Below are 17,032 nucleotides of genomic sequence, written 5' to 3'. Positions count from 1 at the left end.
GCACTACTTTAGGAATGGTTATTATTAATTAGTTGCTGGAGGCTTCCATGGCTGCACAGACAAGAATGACAAGGCAACGCAAGGTGATCCTTGACGAGTTGCGTAAAGTGACGAGCCACCCCACCGCAGATGAGATTTATGAGATGGTCCGCCCCATTCTGCCGCGTATCAGCCTGGGTACGGTATACCGCAATCTGGATCTGCTGGCGGAAACCGGTGAGATTCTGCGGCTTGAGCACGCAGGCGCCCAGAAACGCTTTGACGGCAACACGGCGCCGCATCAGCATGTACGCTGCACAAAATGCGGCCGTGTGGGTGATGTGATGAAGCCGCTTGACGTGCCTGCTTTCAACCGCCTTGATGTGCCCGGTTTTACCGTGACCACAGCGCGGGTGGAGTTTGAGGGTATCTGCGACGAATGCATGACGAAAAACTGATGCCGCGGCTGCGCTGCAGCCGGCTGTGAACGGCTGCTGCGCAGCCCCGCGGTCATTGTCGTTTTCCGCACACCGGTCACGGCTTTTTGCCGTATAAGGCCGCACAGTGCCGGTTTCCCGCAATGGCAGACCGGTGCCGCCTAAACGGCGGTGAACGGCCGTGACTCCGCTGCATACCGCCCACATGTCCGGACCACTGGGCTGCAGGGCTGCGGCGTATGGTGCATACGAGCGCCATCCTTTTTCCGCCTTCCGGCGGTCTTTCTGACAACTTGCACATGCCGGTTTTGTGTTGCTCCGTCCGGGTGCTGCTTCCGGACCGTGTACCGGCCCGCCTTTTCTGCCGCCGGAACGGCTGTGTCTCTGCTCCGGCGGGGTGCGGTTCCGGCAGGCGCTTTTGCACCCGCGGCGGACCGTGCTCCGGCTTTGTGCGTGCGCGCGGCAGCGCGCCTGTTCCGGCTTAGTACCGTCCTGCGGAGAGCCTCCGCAGGTTTTTTTGTCAATGCGCGTATGAAAAAAAGCCCGCAGGCTTATGCCTGCGGGCTTTATGTGCGGGTGGCGCAATGCGTTAACTTCTGGTTTTCAGCATCTGCCAGTATTTTTCATATATCTGCAGTGCGGGGCCCACTGAGTCGCAGAATTCGCTTTTTTCGAGATCCTGCGCTGTGGGGGAAACCGCCCGGCTGTTTTTCAGGTCTTCGGGCAGCAGTTCCCACGCGGCTTTGTTGGGGGTGGAATACAGATATTCTTCCACTATGCGCTTGGCAATGTCGGGCCGCAGCAGAAAGTTGATGAACGTATGGGCGTTGTCTTTGTGCTCGGCATTTTTGGGAATGCACAGGCTGTCCAGCCACAGGGGGGCGCCTTCTCGGGGATAGATGTACTGCAGATTGGGCATTTCCTGCGTCAGCACGGTGGCATCGCCGTTCCATGACATGCCGATGATGACTTCCTCGCTGGCGAACGCCTGCTTGGTGGCAGTCACATCAAACACGCGTACGGAAGGGTAGAGCTGTTTCAGAAACTCGTACGCTTCTTTGAGCTCTGCATCGCTGCGGCTGTTCACCGAATGGCCGGTGGCCAGCAGAGCCATGCCCATGGTGTCGCGCAGATCGTCCGACAGAATGATCTTGCCCTTGAATTCCGGACGCAGCAGGTCGTGCCAGCTGGTTACGGATGCGGGATCGACATGATCGGTATTTACCAGCAGGCTGGTGGAACCCCACATGTACGGCACGGAATATTCGTTTTTCGGGTCAAAGGGCTGGTGCAGGACAAACGGGTCAATATGCTTGAAGTTATCCAGCTTGCCGGTGTCTATTCTGGCCAGCAGGCCCTGTTCGCGCATCAGCGTGACAAAATAGGTAGAAGGCACCACCACATCGTAGCCTTTGCCGTCCAGCAGTTTGAGCTTGGCGTACATGGCTTCGTTGGATTCAAACGTGGTGTAGTTGATTTCGATGCCGGTTTCTTCCGTGAACTGCGTCAGCACATCCTGCGGAATGTATTCCGACCAGTTGTACACATTGAGGATTTTTTCATCCTGCGCCAGAGCGTTCTGGGCAAAAAACGGACACAGCATGACCGTCAGGATGACGGCGAAGAGCTTTTTCATGGGCGTCTCCTTGCCTTGCTAAGGGTGTGGGCCAGCAGTACCAGTACGATTGTCAGGCAGAACAGAACCGCGCTCAGCGCGTTGATGTCGGGCTTTACGCCCAGCCTGACCATGGAATAGATGCGCAGGGGCAGAATATCAAAGTTCGGCCCCGTTACAAAGAAGCTGATGAGCACGTCGTCCATGGAAAGTGTGAAACTGAGCAGCCAGCCTGCCATGACGGCAGGCATGATAAGCGGCAGAATGACATGGCGGAAGGCCTGTCCTTCTGATGCGCCGAGGTCTTTGGCTGCAGCCACCACATCTTCATCGAATTCCGAAAAGCGGCCCAGTACCGTCACCGTGACAAAAGGCAGGCACAGCGTGATGTGCGCTGCCAGCAGCGTGCCGAAACCAAGCTCGATATGAAAGAAAATGAAAAAGATGAGAAGCGAGATGCCCATGACGATATCGGGCGACACCGTAAGCACATACGTGAGGCCGTGCAGCACCTTGCGTCCGGTAAAGCGGTAGCGGTGTATGCACAGGGCGGCCAGCGTGCCCAGCACGGTGGCGCAGGTGGCGGCAACGGTGGCCACCATGAGCGAGTTTGCGGCGGCGTCCATCAGCTGCTGGTTGCTGAACAGCTGCTGATACCACTTCCATGTAAAGCCTTTCCAGTCTGTGGTGTATTTCGCGTTGTTGACGGAATAGGCAATGACCACCAGAATGGGAATGTACAGAAAGGCGTAGACCGCCCACATGTAGGTCCGGCGCAGGATTTTCATCACATGCCCTCCCCGTACAGTTCATCATCCTTGTGATGCGTGGCGCTGCGTTTTTTTGCCATATAGTACAGCAGAATAAGTACCACGAGAATAAGAGTCATCACTATGCTGGCAGCGGAACCCAGCGGCCAGTCGCGGGCCACCAGAAACTGGTTTTTGATAAAGCTGCCCATGACCAGCGTTTTGGAACCGCCCAGTATTTCCGGCACATAAAAACAGCCCAGCGCAGGCAGAAAAACCAGCATGCAGCCGGCCACTATGCCCGGCATGGTCAGGGGCAGCGTGACGGAAAAAAATGTCTGCCGCGTGCTGGCGCCAAGGTCGCGTGCGGCATCCAGCAGGCGCATGTCCAGCTTTTCGATGGAAGCGAACAGCGGCAGAATCATGAACGGAAGCGACGTGTAGGCAAAACCGGCCACCACGGCTATTTCGCTGTACATGAGCGATATGGGGGCATCAATAAGCCCCGCCGCCATGAGCACTTTGCTCAGCACCCCGTTGGATTTCAGGATAATGATCATGGCGTAGGTGCGGATGAGCGAGTTTGTCCAGAAAGGAATGATGACAAGCAGCAGCAGCCACGGGCGCAGGTGTTCGCGGGCTGTGGCCAGCAGAAAGGCGAACGGATAGCCCATCAGCAGGCAGAAAGCCGTGGTGATGCCCGCCAGCCTGAACGATTCCAGAAATATTCTGACGAACATGGGATCGAACAGACGGATAAAGTTGTCCAGAGTGAGTTGCGGCGCAACAAAGCTGCCGGGGTCGCGCGTCAGAAAAGACGCTCCCACCAGCATAAGGTGCGGTACCAGCGCAAAAAGCCCCAGCCACAGCGCAACGGCGGTGATGCTGAACCGGCGGAAAAACTTACTCCCCATCATCTCCCAGCACTACCTCCCAGCCGTTTACCCAGGTGACGGCCACGCGTTCGCCCGGAGTGTAGTTGATTTCTTCGTCATCCTCGTTGAAGAATTCTGCAACCAGCAGCTGTTTGCCGGGCTGTCCTTCGCTGGGGCTGTCCAGCCGCACCACAATATCAACGGTGGCGCCTTTGTACACGGTTTCTTCAATGGCGCCGGTAAAGTATTCACCATCCGGCAGGTCGTGCATCATGTGCAGGCGGATGTCTTCGGGACGCAGCAGAACCTTGACGCGGTCGCCGGTTTCAAACTGCTTTCCGGTCTGCACGGGAAAAGGCACGCCTTCCAGCGTGGCGTCATACAGCACGCCGTTGCGGCGGGCGGTTATGGTACCGTCCAGTATGTTTATGTCGCCCACAAAACGGGCCACATACAGGTTGGCCGGTTCTTCGTATATTTCCTGCGGCGAGCCTATCTGTTCAATGCGGCCGTCATTCATCACCACCACACGGTCGGACATGGCAAACGCCTCTTCCTGATCGTGTGTCACAAAGACAAAGGTGATGCCCAGCTGACGCTGCAGATGCTTGATTTCCAGCTGCATTTTTTTGCGCAGCTTAAAATCAAGGGCGCTGAAGGGCTCGTCCAGCAGCAGCACATAGGGGTTGTTCACCACTGCGCGGGCAATGGCCACACGTTGCTGCTGCCCGCCGGAAAGCCGCGCGGGCTTGCGGTCGCCGAACTGCTCCAGATGCACCATCTTCAGTGCTTCGCGCACACGTCTGGCTATTTCATCCTTCGGACGTTTCTGCATTTTCAGCCCGAAGCCCACGTTATCACGCACCGTCATATGCGGAAAAAGCGCATAATTCTGAAACACGGTGTTTACCTGACGCTGCTCGGGCGGAACGTCGTTCACCACACGGCCGCTCAGGATGACATCGCCCGATGAGGGCGTTTCGAATCCGGAAAGAAGACGCAGAATGGTTGTTTTTCCGCAGCCCGAAGGGCCCAGCAGCGTAAGGAACTCGCCGTTTCTGATCTGCAGATCTATATTTTCGAGCGCACAGGTGTCGTCGAAGTATTTTGATACTCCGCGCAGCTCGAATATGTAATCCTGTTCAGCCATCGTCGCACCCCCGATAAAAAAACATGATGCCAACCCGTCGGACGGGCCGGTACGCGCGGCCAGTGCAGGAGCATGTCCTGCGATGGTACTCGATTTTACTGGATTTGGGAAAGTTTGGGCAGAACCTGCCCAAGACAACAAGAGGCCGGTAACACTGCGGAAGTCCGGCCGGGGCTACCCCCTGCCGGTTAAACCGCAGCCCGGCGTTCGGGCATCGCCCGCGTAGTGTACGCGGTGCAGCGCATGATAAGAAGGGGCGCTGCTGCAGTGGTGGAGGGTTTGCATAGTCCCGCCGCTCCCTTGCGATGATCTGACGCGTGTACGCGCCGCTGCAAAATGCAACGCGCGTTACTTGCCATGATCTTTCTGTCTTCACAAGAAAAAAAACACCCCTTTAAAGGGTAATATACTGCGGCAACCATAACATATCGCGGTTGCGATGCAAATTGTGACGGGCCCCGGCAATATTTTTTTGAGAATAGAATTGACAATGAATTTCATTTTCACATACAAGAGGGGCAACCGAGAAAGGAACGACACGCATACCGAAATGAAACGCATGCTCCTTACCAGACCGGCGGCGCGCAGGGCGCCCGAACTGACAGGCTCCGTGGCACAGCAATCAGCCCGTCATGTCCTGCGCGCGCGGCCGGCACCTTTGTTCATCTGTTCCGCCGTTGTGCACAGCCACTGTAGCATGCCCCCGATTGGCGGGGGCGTACAAACTGTCACACGAGGTTTGCGAGATGGCTAAAGTGCTTATCGTTTACGGTTCCACAACCGGAAACACCCAGACCACAGCCGAGATTGTGGGCACCGAACTGAAAAATGCAGGCCATGATGCCGTGGTAAACGATGTTACCGCAGTTGAGGCGGAAGGTCTGTGCGAGGGCTACGACGCTGTGCTCTTCGGCTGCTCCACATGGGGTGACGAGGAGATTGAACTGCAGGACGATTTCATCGACCTGTATGATGAACTGGACAAGGCCGGCCTGAGCGGCGTCAAGGTGGGCTGCTTCGGGTGCGGCGACTCCAGTTATCAGTGGTTCTGCGGCGCGGTGGACGCCATTGAAGAACGTGCAAAGGAAAACGGCGCGCGCATTATCTGCGATTCACTGAAGATTGACGGCGATCCCGGTTCGTGCCGCAGCGAGATAGCAGACTGGGCGTCGGCCGTCGGCGCAGCCCTGTAACAGATACCACAGCACAGGAGGCATCATGCAGCCCAAGTTGAGCATTCATTCCCGGGGAACCGCAAAAGGCTTTTTGCGGAGCGTTCTGCGCGGCGTTCTGACCGATGATTCCGGCCATCTTGCCCGCGCCATGGCCGAACAGGAGCATGCGGCCGGAGTTCTTTCCGAAGGTGCCGCCCCGTCCGGCGCCGCTGCCGGTTCTTCCGCAGGAGATGCCCGTAGTGCCGCAGGCCGGTAATTCCCCCCGGAAACTGCAGGCACCCGTCGGCAGAAAAAAGGGAATGTTCCGCAAAGGCTCGGAAGTGCGTGATGTGATGCTGTGCCTTGTCACTGTTCTGCTGCTGGAAATGCTGCTGGGCACTCTTGCCGGTTAGCGGCAGCAGATGAAAAGGCGCCATGCGGCGTATTCTGCGGCAGGGTCTGCCGTGTTGCGCTGTTCCGGCAGCCGGAAAATATCTGAACCGCCCTGTAGCCGGCACACAGCCGAAAGCTGCGTTGCGCAGTTGCAGGGCAGCAGGCCGCCGTATCGGGCTGGCATGTATCCGTAAGGGCGCTCCGGCGCCCTTTTTGTGTGCGGCTATGTGTGTTTTGGTTTCTGCCCGTACACGGCATGCCCGTCTGCCGGTCACGTCTGCCGATTACGCCCGCCGATTACGCCCGCCGATTACCTCAGGCATAACTTTGCACGGGGCTGACGGCGGGTAAAACAGACCGCGGCTGACGGACCGCCTGAAGCGGCCCGCCGGGCTGCTTTTTTTATACCCCGTCTGCAGCACCGCCCCAAGCGCAGTGCTATTTAGTGTTGTTCTGCTTTTTTGCGTGCTTGCGGGCCAGCGTGAGACCGGCAAAAAAACCGCCGACCATGCCGATGGCAACGGCGCGGGGCAGATTGTCGCTCAATCCCAGCATACCGCCGAATGCGCCCAGAGCGCCGCCTATAAGAATGCCGCGTACAAGAAAGTTGGACATGATGCTTCCTGTGTGCGGCAGGGCCGCATGAGGGTTGTACGTTGTGCCCGGTGCACGGGAAGGTAGGTAAATGTAAGGGCTGCTGTCAACAGCCATACCCGTGTGCGGGGTACAAAAAAGGCCCCCGGCCGCACAATGCGGCCGGGGGAAGAGCAAAGGAGGTATTGACGGGTTCGTCTGCCATTGGTCACGGCTTCGGGCGTTGCCGCGACCGGCGTATGCAGCAGAGGAGGAGTGTCCTCATGGCAAGTTGTCTATGTCATCCCGCATGAGCGGGGTTGTAAGCTGGGCAAGGCCTTGCGGCCTTGCCACGTCGCCATCTTTCGCAGTGCGGCCGCCGACGGGGAGGAGGAAGCCGGGCGGCCACGGGGTACATGACCCCGATATATTCAGTCGGTCAAAAAGCGTGACCGTTAGCGCTTGGGCTTGTCGCCCCGTAATCGGCGATGTTTCGGGCCGGGCAACCTCCAGAGCGCCACACTCTCGGAATCGGGGTTGTCCGGCGGAAGGGAAACTGCCGGTAAAAGTGCCGGAGAACCGTGTGCGGGGATGCCGCAAGTGGTTCGGTAACGGTCTCCGGTGGTGTTCAAGATGCGTCTGTTTCAGAGGAAACTCATTGCCAATGCTTTCTTTAAAGCACATGTCGTGCCAAATAAAAATAGCATGTCATAACAGAATGTTATAAAATAGGTCGTTTTTTTATATGCCAGCATGTGCAGCGTAGTGCACATGGTTGTGCAGAATATGTGTGCAGATGTGCAAGTCAGGTCACAGGGCGGTATCTTCGGTAACGGGTATGCCGTTGCGCTGCAGCAGAGCCGCAAAAATGCCGGAACCTGCCACCAGCCTGCCGCTGAATGTTCCGTCGTAAACCTGTGTGGCTCCGCATGAAGGAGAGCGCGCCTGCAGTATGGCCGCACCGGCGCCGAACAGACGGGCAAGCTCCAGAGCCTGCTGCGCACCCAGTACAAACTGCGCAGTGACGTCGGTTCCGTTGCGGGTTAGCACCCGGCCGTGGCAAAGTTCCGCGCCGTCACGCGGTGTGGGCAGGCCGCCCAGCTGTTCGGGACATACGGGTATGGCCCTGCCCTGACGGATGAGCTCCAGCACCTGCGGGTGCGGTTTTGCCTGTGCATCGTAACGGCAGCATACTCCGGCCAGACAGGCACTGACAATGTAACGCATGGTCGTCTCCTTTTATGTTCAGGCAAGACCAGAAAGACCCCGTGCGGACTGTATCCGCACGGGGTGTGTTGTCAAGGCGCCGCCGCGGCTCCGGCGGTGATGCCGGCAGCAGGAGGCGGGTGCGGGCATCTGCCGCGGTGTAAACCGCCCGCGGGGGGCGGGACGCCTTTGTATCCGGCACGGCGGGGCGAAGCGCGGAAGCCCCCAGCGCCGGACCTGTCAAATGTGACTTGTCAGGCGTGACCTGTGAGGCGTGACCTGTGAGGCGTGACCTGTGAGGCGTTACCTGCCAGACCTTATCTGCCAGAACTTATCTGGCAGGCGCTGTGCTGGCAGCGGCGCAGAAAGGTCACCGCCTGTTCTCTGCCCATGTACCGCTGCAGCATGGCGGGCGGGGCATCGGCCAGATCAATGCACAGAAAGGCATCAAGAGTCCTGAACGCCGTATCCACGTGAAAGCCGCCTATCCGCCCGCCCAGTTTGAGATAATGCTTGAAAAGAACCGGCACGGTGCGTCCGCCCTCGATATCTTTCACCAGATTGCACAAGCCGTTGAAGTGCATGCCCTGCATGTTGAGCATGTCGGGGGCGCGTTTGTCCATTTTATAACGGGGAGGCTTGCGCCCGCTGACCATGGCGGCCAGCGTGTTGTCCTGATGGTGCAGGCGCAGAAACTCTGTAAGGGCGCTCAGTGAATACCGGCTGTATTCCAGACTGATGCTGACAGGGCCGAACAGCCGCCGGACGCCGGGGCGGCGCAGCACAAAGTGCGCTATGCCCTTCCACAGCAGCATCAGCGGCGCATAGTCACGCTGATAGGGTGCGGTCACAAAGGCCCGTCCAAGTTCCAGCGCATTGTCATCCTGTGCAAAAAAGCGCGGGCTGAAGCGGAACAGCGTGGACGAATAGAGTCCCTTCACTCCGAATTCCGGAAGGACTGTCCCTGTCTGCCCGATGCGGTAGGCACCGGCAAGCCGCCTGTCGTTTTCATGCCACAGAATGATATGGTCGTAACGGTTGTCAAACACGTCCGTGTCCAGCGCTTCTCCGCTGCCTTCGCCCACCTCGCGGAAGGTAAGTTCCCGCTGTCTGCCTATTTCATGCAGAAAGCACGGTGCCTGCCATGCGCGGGCTTCAAAAACAAGGTACCCGTTTTCGCGCAGCAGCAGCTGTTCAGGCGGCAGGTCTGCAATCTCGGCCAGCAGCCGCGCCACGGGAAACGGCCCGGCCACGGGGGCCGCGCGGCGTGTAACGGCTGTTGCCGTCTGCCGGTCTTGCGGCCCGCGCGAAAGAGCGTAGCTGCGGGCGCGCAGATACGCGGTGATGTCGGTTTCACGGGGCAGGTCGCGGAATATCTGTGGCGGAATGATGCGTCCCACATTGAGCGTTACCGTGGAAGAGCGCTTTTTCAGCAGTTCTGCCGGCAGCATGGCGGTACGGGCAAAAGGATGCACAAGGCCCATCAGGTTGAAAAGCATGCTGTTGCGCCCCTCGAAATGCAGGGGCAGCACCGCGGCGCCGGTGCGGCGTATGAGACCGGCAACGTTACTGTTCCACACCGGATCGGTTATGGCTCGCCGGCGTGGCTGCAGATGCGCCACCTCTCCGGCGGGAAAGACACACAGACAGCCGCCCTGACGCAGGTGCCCCACGGCCGCACGCAGCCCGCTGATATTTTCGCGACGGGCCTGCCGTGTGGAAAACGGGTTGACCGGCAGAATGAGCTCGCGGATTTCCGGAATGCTGCGCAGCAGATAATTAGCCAGAAAAAGGGTGTCGGGCCGCACCGGCAGCAGTGCAGCCATCAGGGCCAGTCCCTCTAATACACCGAACGGATGGTTGGATACCACCACCAGCGGCTGGTCGGGGGGCAGCGATTCAAGACCTGCCTGTGTTTCCGGCCGGATATCCAGCGTGATGTCCAGCAGCTGCAGCGCGTCACGGGCAAATATATGCGGGGCTTTCAGTTCTCCGGCATCGTGTGTGCGTGCGGCCAGCAGGGCCAGCACGTCCGCCGTGCGGCCGGACGGTTTGAGACCTTCGCCACAGGCGCTGCCGCCGGTGGAAACCTGCCTGTACATGGAAAGCAGCTGGGGCAGCTTGAGGGCGTGCATCAGCGGGGTGCGCAGCGGCGCGGGAATGGCCCGTGCCGCAGGCGGCATGAAACCGGACGGCTGGACTGCTGACGATGGCTGACGGCCGGGGCTGCCGGTGCGGGTACTCTGCATGGGTTACCTCCCTCCGGCTGGTACCGGAGTATGATTGTCGCTGCATTGTAGTACGGCGGCGGTGTGGAGATATGGTGAACGGCGGGTGACTGTTTGGTGAAGAAACACGCCGGCAGAGCGTGTCATATGATTGTCTGCTGCGCGTAACCGGACTGCCGTGCAGTATGCCGGCATGCGGGGCATAACCCTGAAGCATCGGAAAACCGCAACCAACGGAGTTATGTTTATGAATGATCAGCAGCTTGGCACCATTGCGGATTCCCTGCGCGACAGGGTGGTTTTTCTTAAACAGCAGTGCGGACTGGCGCCGGAAACCGCGGCAGCGGTTATTGCCTGCCCCGATGAAAACGAGCAGGCTTCGCGGCTGGCGGAACTGACGCTGGATGTGGCATTGCGCGGGCGGCTGGCTCGGCAGCTGGCGGCTGTGGAATCGGCGTTGCACCGTATTGCCACGGGTGGCTTCGGCCGGTGCGAAGAATGCGGTGACGAAATAGGCGAAGCCCGGCTGAAGGCCAATCCGACCACGACGCTTTGTATTCATTGTCAGGAAGACAGAGAGGCCGAGGCCGCCCGCAGGTATCTGCTGCGCGATCCGGTCTGCGCGTAAGCGCGGATACGGTTGCACAGCGACCGCCGCATGGCGTGTGTGCACTGCGGTGTGCTCTGGGCGGGGCTTTTATGCGGCCTGCACAGGGTAACGGGCACCGGCGTGGTGCTTTTGTTCCGGACCTGTTTCCGGGCCCGCTTCCGGGCCTGTTTTCCGGGTCTGTCGCGTAGCTCTGCTGCACGGGCTGCACCGCGGCGTGTTTTTCCGGCAGCAGGTCGTCTGCTGCATGCCGCCGCACTGAGGCGTATTTTCAGCGGGTTTCTGCACGGCATAAAAACAGACGGGCATCTTTGGCGGAAATGCCCGTCTGTTTTTATGCCGGTGACGTTATTCTTTGACGGAACCCGCCAGCAGTCCGCGGATGAAATAGCGGCCCAGCAGAATGTACATCATCAGCACAGGCAGTGCGGCAATGGCAGAACCGGCCATGGGCAGGTTCCAGCTGACGGCCTGTCCGCCTGCCAGCTGTGCCAGTCCCACGGTCATGGGGGCGGAGGTGTGCTTTGTCAGGCAGATACCCCACAGAAATTCGTTCCATACCTGCGTGCACTGCCACAGGCTGGTCACCACAAAGCCCGGAATGGACAGCGGAAAGATGATATGCCGGTATATGGAAAAGAATCCCGCGCCGTCCAGCTGGGCGGATTCCACAAGCGTTGTCGGTATCTGGCTGTAAAAATTCCGGAAGATCAGCGTGGTGATGGGCAGACCGTAGACAACGTGTGCCAGAATCAGCCCCGGCAGGCCGCCGTACAGGTTCATGTCGCGCAGCAGCTGAAAAAGCGGAATGAGAATGATCTGGTACGGAATGAACATGCCGAACAGAAACAGGGTGAAAACCACTTCGCTGCCCTTGAACTTCCATTTGGAAAAAACATAGCCGTTCAGCGAGCCGAGCACCGTGGAGCCGATGGTGGCGCACACGGTCAGGATTATGCTGTTCATGAAGTTGGGGCCCAGCTTGCGTGCGGCTTCGGCAAAGCTGCTCCAGTTGGCCGTGGCGGGAAGTTCCCATGCTGTGGTCAGGCTGATTTCGGCCGGATGCTTGAGCGCGGTGATAAGGGCCATGTATGCCGGAGTGATATAGACGGCCGCCAGCAGAAACAGCACTGCATACAGCAGCACCCGCGCCGGTGAAAACGTGCGGTGCATCAGTAGCCCCTCCTTTTGCGGCGGTACGAACTGACAAGGTACGGAATGATGAACATGGCCGCCAGCAGAAACAGCACCACGGCAATGGCAGCACCCTTGGCAAAGTCGTTGGCCCTGAATGTGGTCAGATACATGAGCAGCGCGGGATGTCCTGTGGCACCGTTGTCCGGGCCGGTCATGGCAAAGATGAGGTCGAACATCTTGAGCGAGATGTGCGACAGAATGATGATGGCGCTGATGGTTATGGGGCGCAGCATGGGGATGGCCACATGCCGGTAGTAGGCGAACTGTGAGGCACCGTCCAGCTGGGCGGCGTCGGCGAGGTCCTGCGATATGCCGTGCAGTCCCGCAAGATACAGGGCCATGGTGTAACCCGAATACTGCCATACGGTGGCAATGATGATGCCCGTCGTGGCCAGATTGAAGCCGTGTGTTTCTTCCATGAACAGAGCCTGCGGCAGGCTGCTGCCCGCAACGGCCACAAACAGGCCAAGCAGGGCGCCGCAGCCCATAAACCATGCGGCACGCCGCGGCCTGCTGCGCAGACAGCCGAACCCGGACAGGACGAGCACCGCAGCCATGATACAGAGAAGCAGCGGCAGCAGGTTCTGCCAGTTGAACTGCAGCACGGTCTGCTTGCTGGTAAGCCATGTGAACTGCAGTCTGTCGAATCCGAAATAGGTCGGCAGCACGTTGACCCCGCCCTGCGGGGCGAGCAGCCAGCGCCAGATGGTGCCGGAGACGATGAAAGACAGCGCCATGGGATACAGGAATATGGTGCGCAGCACGGCCTCGCCCGCGGGTTTTCTGTCCAGCAGCACGGCGATGAACAGCCCCAGACCGATGGCCCCGGCCAGCAGCAGCACCGAGTAGAACATGGCGTTGACCATGTCCTGCCGGAAGCGGCCGTCGATGAAACCGGTGAACAGTTCGGTATAATTTTCAAAACCGATGTAATTGATCTGCGGATCAAGTGCCAGCGCGGCGCCTCTTCCCCAGTCCGTCAGCGAAATATAAATGGTGTCGCCGATAAACCCGTAAACGAACACCGCAATGAGCACGACGGACGGCATGAGCGTGATGAGTGCTTTCCATCTGTCCCGTGATAAGTCGGCCATTATTGTGCAAACCCCGTCTGTGGCGCCGGAGACCTGCCGGTCTCCGGCGCGGTGAATGGTCAGTATGCTATCGTTTGGCTATGCCGTTTTTTACGGCAATGGCGTGGCAGGCCATGGCGGCCTGACCGGCGTTGCGGTTTTTCAGGTACATCTCCATAACGGATGCGAAATCGCTCATGAAGCCTTCGTTGGCGGTGACTCCGTGAGCCAGACTGCCCACGATGCGGTCGCGGCCCCAGTCGCCTGCGGCGGATTTTGAATAGTCATTGTACAGGTTCAGGTCGGTATCAAGCCGGGGCGAGATGGAACCCTTGAGCGGGTTGAAGGCGTCGCTGCCGCTGCGCGAACCCACAAGTGCCAGCCACGCGAGGCTGTTGTCGCGGTTTGCGGCGCCCACGGGCAGGCCGAACGAATCGGAAAGGAACATGAACACGCCGCCGGTGCCCGGCGATGCGGACCAGCCGAAGTCTTTACCGGGTGCCATGCCCAGCGTGGTGTTCATGTAGCCGGCAGCCCAGTCGCCCATGACGTTGAAGGCGGCGCGGCCGTCCACAACCATGTCTGTGGCCTGCTGCCATGAAAGCGATGTGGCGTCGTCATTGGTGTATTGCAGCACCTTGCCGAAAAGCTCCCATGCTTTGACCACTTCAGGATCGGTCCACGGAATTTCGCCGCGCCAGAGGGCGTCCCACCGGTCGGCCCCCATGGAGGCCAGCGCCACGGATTCCCAGAGGTGGTTGGCAGTCCAGTTGGTGGCCAGAGCAAGCGGCACCACGCCCTGTTCCTGCAGCCGCGGGGCTATTTCCAGAAACTCGTTCCAGTCGGCAGGAGCCTGTATTCCCCATTTTTTCAGGTTGGCGGGTACAAACCACATGACGTTGGAGCGGTGAACCGTCACCGGTACCGACCATATGCCGTTCTCCGTGCCGATCAGCTTGATGAGGTCGGCGGGAAACGCTTCCATCCAGCCCTGCTGTTTGTACAGAAAGGTCAGGTCTTCCATACGGCCCGAGGCAACCCACGTACCGATGAGTTCCTGTCCTGCATGCACCTGAAAGCTGTCAGGAGGATTGCCGCCCAGCATACGGGTTTTAAGCACTGCACGGGCGTTGATGCCCGATCCGCCCGTGACGGCGGCGTTTTCCACGCTGACGCCGGGGTGCTGCTTGTTGTACAGCTTTATCATGGCCTCAAGCGCGGGGCCTTCGTCACCGGCCCACCACGAAAAAATTTCCAGAGTTCCGCCAAGCTTGTCCTGCGCCGCCATGGCGGGCGCCGTGATCATCAGGCAGAATGCGGCGGCCGCAACGGCCGCTTTTGCCAGGAATCTGTTCATACCCTTCCTCCTGCGTTGTGCGGTGCGGGCGGTTGTGGCGCCCTGAGCCGCAATGCGCCGGCAGACGTTGTCCGGCAATCCCGTTTGCCGCTGTGCGCGGCCATGAGCCTATGGTCTGCACGGCTTCCGTCAGGGGGGCCGTGCTCTTCCGCGTTTCAGTCGACGGCGTTCTGGGTCTGCGCGTCAAAAAGCAGAACCCGTGCAGGGTCAACGCCTATGCGTATGGAGTCTCCGGGGCGCACCAGCACGCGGCCTGCCACTTCCGCTATGAGCGGAACACCCGCCGCCGATACTTCCAGCAGCGACTGACCGCCCAGAATTTCGGCCACTTCCACACGCGCATCCATATGGCAGTGTTCCGGCAGATGCATAAGCGCGTCGCCGGTTTTGACGGCATCGGGCCGTATGCCCACGGTTACCGGCGTACCGTGGGGCAACGCGGCGCCTACCGTGTCTGCCACTGCAATGCGCAGGCCCTCTGCGGCCACATGGCGCCCCGCATCGTCCGCGCCTTTATGCAGCACCGCCTGCAGCACGTTCATGGGCGGGTTGCCGATAAAACGCCCGGTGAACACATTGGCCGGACGTTCAAAGACATCCACAGGGGCTCCCACCTGCTGTATATGTCCGTCTTTCAGCAGTACAATGCGGTCGGCCAGCGTCATGGCCTCCACCTGATCGTGGGTGACGTAGATGGTGGTGGTGTTCAGCTTCAGGTGCAGTTTTTTCAGTTCCATGCGCATCTGGGTGCGCAGCTGGGCGTCCAGATTTGAAAGAGGCTCGTCGAACAGAAAGACCTGCGGTTTGCGCACAATGGCGCGGCCCATGGCCACGCGCTGCCGTTGCCCGCCGGAAAGAGCCGCGGGTTTGCGGTGCAGATATTCGGTCAACCCCAGAACGGCTGCGGCCTCCTGCACTTTCGACTCGATTTCGGCTCCGGGGCGTTTCTGCATTTTAAGACTGAACCCCATGTTTTCTCCCACGGTCATGTGCGGATACAGGGCGTAGTTCTGAAACACCATGGCCACATCGCGTTCCTTGGGCGGCACGTCATTGACTACGCGGCCCCCTATGCGTATTTCGCCGCCGCTCACGCTCTCCAGCCCCGCTATCATGCGCAGTATGGTGGATTTTCCGCAGCCGGAAGGCCCCACCAGCACGATGAATTCATTTTCTCTGATGGACAGGCTGACATCGTGAATGACCCGTACGTCGCCGAAGCGCTTGCTTATACCGTTGAGCGAAACTTTTTCCATGGCGTTTCCGTGATCCTGTTGCTGCTTGCGGACGGCGGGGCTTGTTACGCCTGCTGTCCTGTAAAAAAACGGTACTCCGTTGTCTGGGTGTACGGTGCCTGCGGCCCGATGATGCATGAGGGAAAGTGTGCATTGTTCACCGCATCGGGAAAGCCGTGTGGTTCCAGACAGATAGCTGTCTGAGGGCCGTAGCAGGTTCCGTACTTGCCCCGTGTGCGGGGGGCGATGAAATTGGCTGAATATATATGCAGCCCCGGCTGATCGGTGTGTACCTGCATGCTGCGGCCGGTGGGCACATGGTGCAGTGTGGCGGCATGGCGCAGCGCGGGGTGTTGCGGTTCGCTTGCGGATGCTGCGGCGTCCAGCACGGCATAGTGGTCAAAGCCCTGCGGAGTTTGCCGCAGGGCCTGTGTCAGATCGCGCGGCGTTGTGAAGTCCAGCGCGGTACCTGCCACAGGCGCGGTGTGACCGGCAGGAATGCCGTAGCCGTTTTTCTGTGCTGCGGTACAGGGCAGATAACGGGATGCGTGAACGGTAAGCCGGTGCCCGTGCAGGCTGCCCGCCGGATGACCGCTCAGGTTGAAGTAGGGATGCGCTGTCAGTGAGACGGGCGTGGGAACGTCGGCCTGCGCGTGCATGGTCAGACGCAGCGTGTTGCCGTCTGTCAGCGTGCAGCTGACGGTGAACTGCACGGTGCCGGGGTATCCCTGTTCTCCGTGCGGGCTGGCATACCGCAATATGATTGTTGCGTTTTCGGCGTAATCGCCTGCCTGCACCTGCCACATGCGGCTGTGCAGACCGTGCGGGCCGCCGTGCAGATGATGCGGCCCGTCGTTGGCTTTCAGGCAGTGGCGCTGCCCGTCCAGTGAAAAACATGCTCCGGAGGTCCGGTTGGCCAGCCTGCCGATAATTGCGCCCATGTAATACGGATCGTCCATGTACATGTATGGTGAATCATACCCCGTTATGACATCGCGCCGGGAATCCGGTGCGCCGGTACTGCCGGAGCAAGGCGGTTTGCTTTGCGGCCAGAGAACGGAAACGAGCCGTGCTCCGTAATCGGTAATACAAACCGTCATGTCATTTGTATTGCGCAGCATGAACAGGGAGGGTGTCGCAGAAGGAGACCGGCCGTCTGGCTGAGGGGCGGGACGTGCGGCGCGGCCGGGCCACGGAATACGCC

16 protein-coding genes are annotated in these 17,032 nt (G+C 59.5%); 4 read left to right on the top strand and 12 right to left on the bottom strand.

The genetic code is table 11. The annotated features are described in order from the left end of the window. The first annotated feature begins 47 nt into the window (after positions 1–47). On the top strand, positions 48–437 hold the full coding sequence (locus ACZ5D1_RS15760; RefSeq protein ID WP_011369338.1) for a Fur family transcriptional regulator: 390 nt from the start codon (positions 48–50) through the stop codon (positions 435–437). A gap of 568 nt (positions 438–1,005) precedes the next feature. On the opposite strand, the gene ACZ5D1_RS15755 is transcribed toward ACZ5D1_RS15760, so the two are convergent. From ACZ5D1_RS15755 to potA, 4 genes are read right to left on the bottom strand one after another with little or no spacing between them, the layout of a single operon-like run. After that, positions 1,006–2,052: an ABC transporter substrate-binding protein gene (locus ACZ5D1_RS15755; RefSeq protein WP_011369337.1), complete on the bottom strand. Its 1,047-nt coding sequence runs from the start codon at positions 2,050–2,052 to the stop codon at positions 1,006–1,008. Further along, positions 2,049–2,819 carry a spermidine/putrescine ABC transporter permease PotC gene (gene potC, locus ACZ5D1_RS15750; protein WP_011369336.1) on the bottom strand — a complete coding sequence of 257 codons (771 nt, stop codon included), beginning with the start codon at positions 2,817–2,819 and terminating at the stop codon, positions 2,049–2,051. The genes ACZ5D1_RS15755 and potC overlap by 4 nt, the downstream gene beginning before the upstream one ends. Continuing rightward, entirely contained in the window at positions 2,819–3,697 is an 879-nt protein-coding gene (gene potB, locus ACZ5D1_RS15745; RefSeq protein ID WP_027182619.1) for a spermidine/putrescine ABC transporter permease PotB, read from the bottom strand. The genes potC and potB overlap by 1 nt, the downstream gene beginning before the upstream one ends. Beyond that, positions 3,684–4,805, bottom strand: coding sequence for a spermidine/putrescine ABC transporter ATP-binding protein PotA (gene potA / locus ACZ5D1_RS15740; protein WP_011369334.1), 1,122 nt, complete (start codon positions 4,803–4,805; stop codon positions 3,684–3,686). The genes potB and potA overlap by 14 nt, the downstream gene beginning before the upstream one ends. A gap of 746 nt (positions 4,806–5,551) precedes the next feature. Here potA and ACZ5D1_RS15735 point away from each other — a divergent pair. Next, a complete protein-coding gene (locus tag ACZ5D1_RS15735) occupies positions 5,552–5,998 on the top strand; it encodes a flavodoxin (RefSeq protein WP_011369333.1) in 447 nt (148 codons plus the stop codon). Between the two features lie 25 nt (positions 5,999–6,023). Next, positions 6,024–6,236 carry a hypothetical protein gene (locus ACZ5D1_RS15730; protein ID WP_464555439.1) on the top strand — a complete coding sequence of 71 codons (213 nt, stop codon included), beginning with the start codon at positions 6,024–6,026 and terminating at the stop codon, positions 6,234–6,236. Positions 6,237–6,790: 554 nt separating this feature from the next. Here ACZ5D1_RS15730 and ACZ5D1_RS15725 read toward each other — a convergent pair. The 3 genes from ACZ5D1_RS15725 to ACZ5D1_RS15715 form a co-directional block, all read right to left on the bottom strand. Next, positions 6,791–6,967, bottom strand: a complete 177-nt coding sequence (locus ACZ5D1_RS15725) for a hypothetical protein (RefSeq protein WP_011369330.1) — start codon at positions 6,965–6,967, stop codon at positions 6,791–6,793. 768 nt (positions 6,968–7,735) lie between these two features. Beyond that, positions 7,736–8,152 carry a 2-thiouracil desulfurase family protein gene (locus ACZ5D1_RS15720; RefSeq protein WP_464555438.1) on the bottom strand — a complete coding sequence of 139 codons (417 nt, stop codon included), beginning with the start codon at positions 8,150–8,152 and terminating at the stop codon, positions 7,736–7,738. A 296-nt stretch (positions 8,153–8,448) separates the two neighbouring features. Beyond that, positions 8,449–10,380, bottom strand: coding sequence for a lysophospholipid acyltransferase family protein (locus ACZ5D1_RS15715; RefSeq protein WP_464555436.1), 1,932 nt, complete (start codon positions 10,378–10,380; stop codon positions 8,449–8,451). Between the two features lie 226 nt (positions 10,381–10,606). On the opposite strand from ACZ5D1_RS15715, the gene ACZ5D1_RS15710 reads away from it, so the two are divergent. Next, positions 10,607–10,987 carry a TraR/DksA family transcriptional regulator gene (locus ACZ5D1_RS15710; protein WP_049753918.1) on the top strand — a complete coding sequence of 127 codons (381 nt, stop codon included), beginning with the start codon at positions 10,607–10,609 and terminating at the stop codon, positions 10,985–10,987. Between the two features lie 327 nt (positions 10,988–11,314). Here the strand turns inward: ACZ5D1_RS15710 and ACZ5D1_RS15705 are convergent, their stop codons facing one another. The 5 genes from ACZ5D1_RS15705 to ACZ5D1_RS15685 all read right to left on the bottom strand — a co-directional run bounded on the left by ACZ5D1_RS15705 (position 11,315) and on the right by ACZ5D1_RS15685 (position 16,949). Beyond that, positions 11,315–12,139, bottom strand: a complete 825-nt coding sequence (locus ACZ5D1_RS15705; RefSeq protein WP_011369326.1) for a carbohydrate ABC transporter permease — start codon at positions 12,137–12,139, stop codon at positions 11,315–11,317. Then, complete coding sequence (locus tag ACZ5D1_RS15700; RefSeq protein ID WP_011369325.1) at positions 12,139–13,257, bottom strand: ABC transporter permease subunit; 1,119 nt, start codon at positions 13,255–13,257, stop codon at positions 12,139–12,141. Before ACZ5D1_RS15700 ends, ACZ5D1_RS15705 begins: the two co-directional genes overlap by 1 nt. 67 nt (positions 13,258–13,324) lie before the next feature. Next, positions 13,325–14,593 (bottom strand): ABC transporter substrate-binding protein, encoded by a 1,269-nt coding sequence (locus ACZ5D1_RS15695; RefSeq protein WP_464555434.1) that lies wholly within the window; start codon positions 14,591–14,593, stop codon positions 13,325–13,327. A 155-nt stretch (positions 14,594–14,748) separates the two neighbouring features. Beyond that, on the bottom strand, positions 14,749–15,849 hold the full coding sequence (locus ACZ5D1_RS15690; protein WP_027182617.1) for an ABC transporter ATP-binding protein: 1,101 nt from the start codon (positions 15,847–15,849) through the stop codon (positions 14,749–14,751). A gap of 44 nt (positions 15,850–15,893) precedes the next feature. Then, the gene (locus ACZ5D1_RS15685; RefSeq protein WP_464555433.1) at positions 15,894–16,949 is read right to left on the bottom strand and encodes an aldose epimerase family protein; all 1,056 of its coding nucleotides are present in this window, start codon (positions 16,947–16,949) and stop codon (positions 15,894–15,896) included. Positions 16,950–17,032 lie beyond the last annotated feature (83 nt).

The organism is Oleidesulfovibrio vietnamensis (assembly GCF_055388115.1).
Note: the sequence above shows the minus strand (reverse complement) of the source record. Positions and strands in the feature narration are given on the sequence as shown.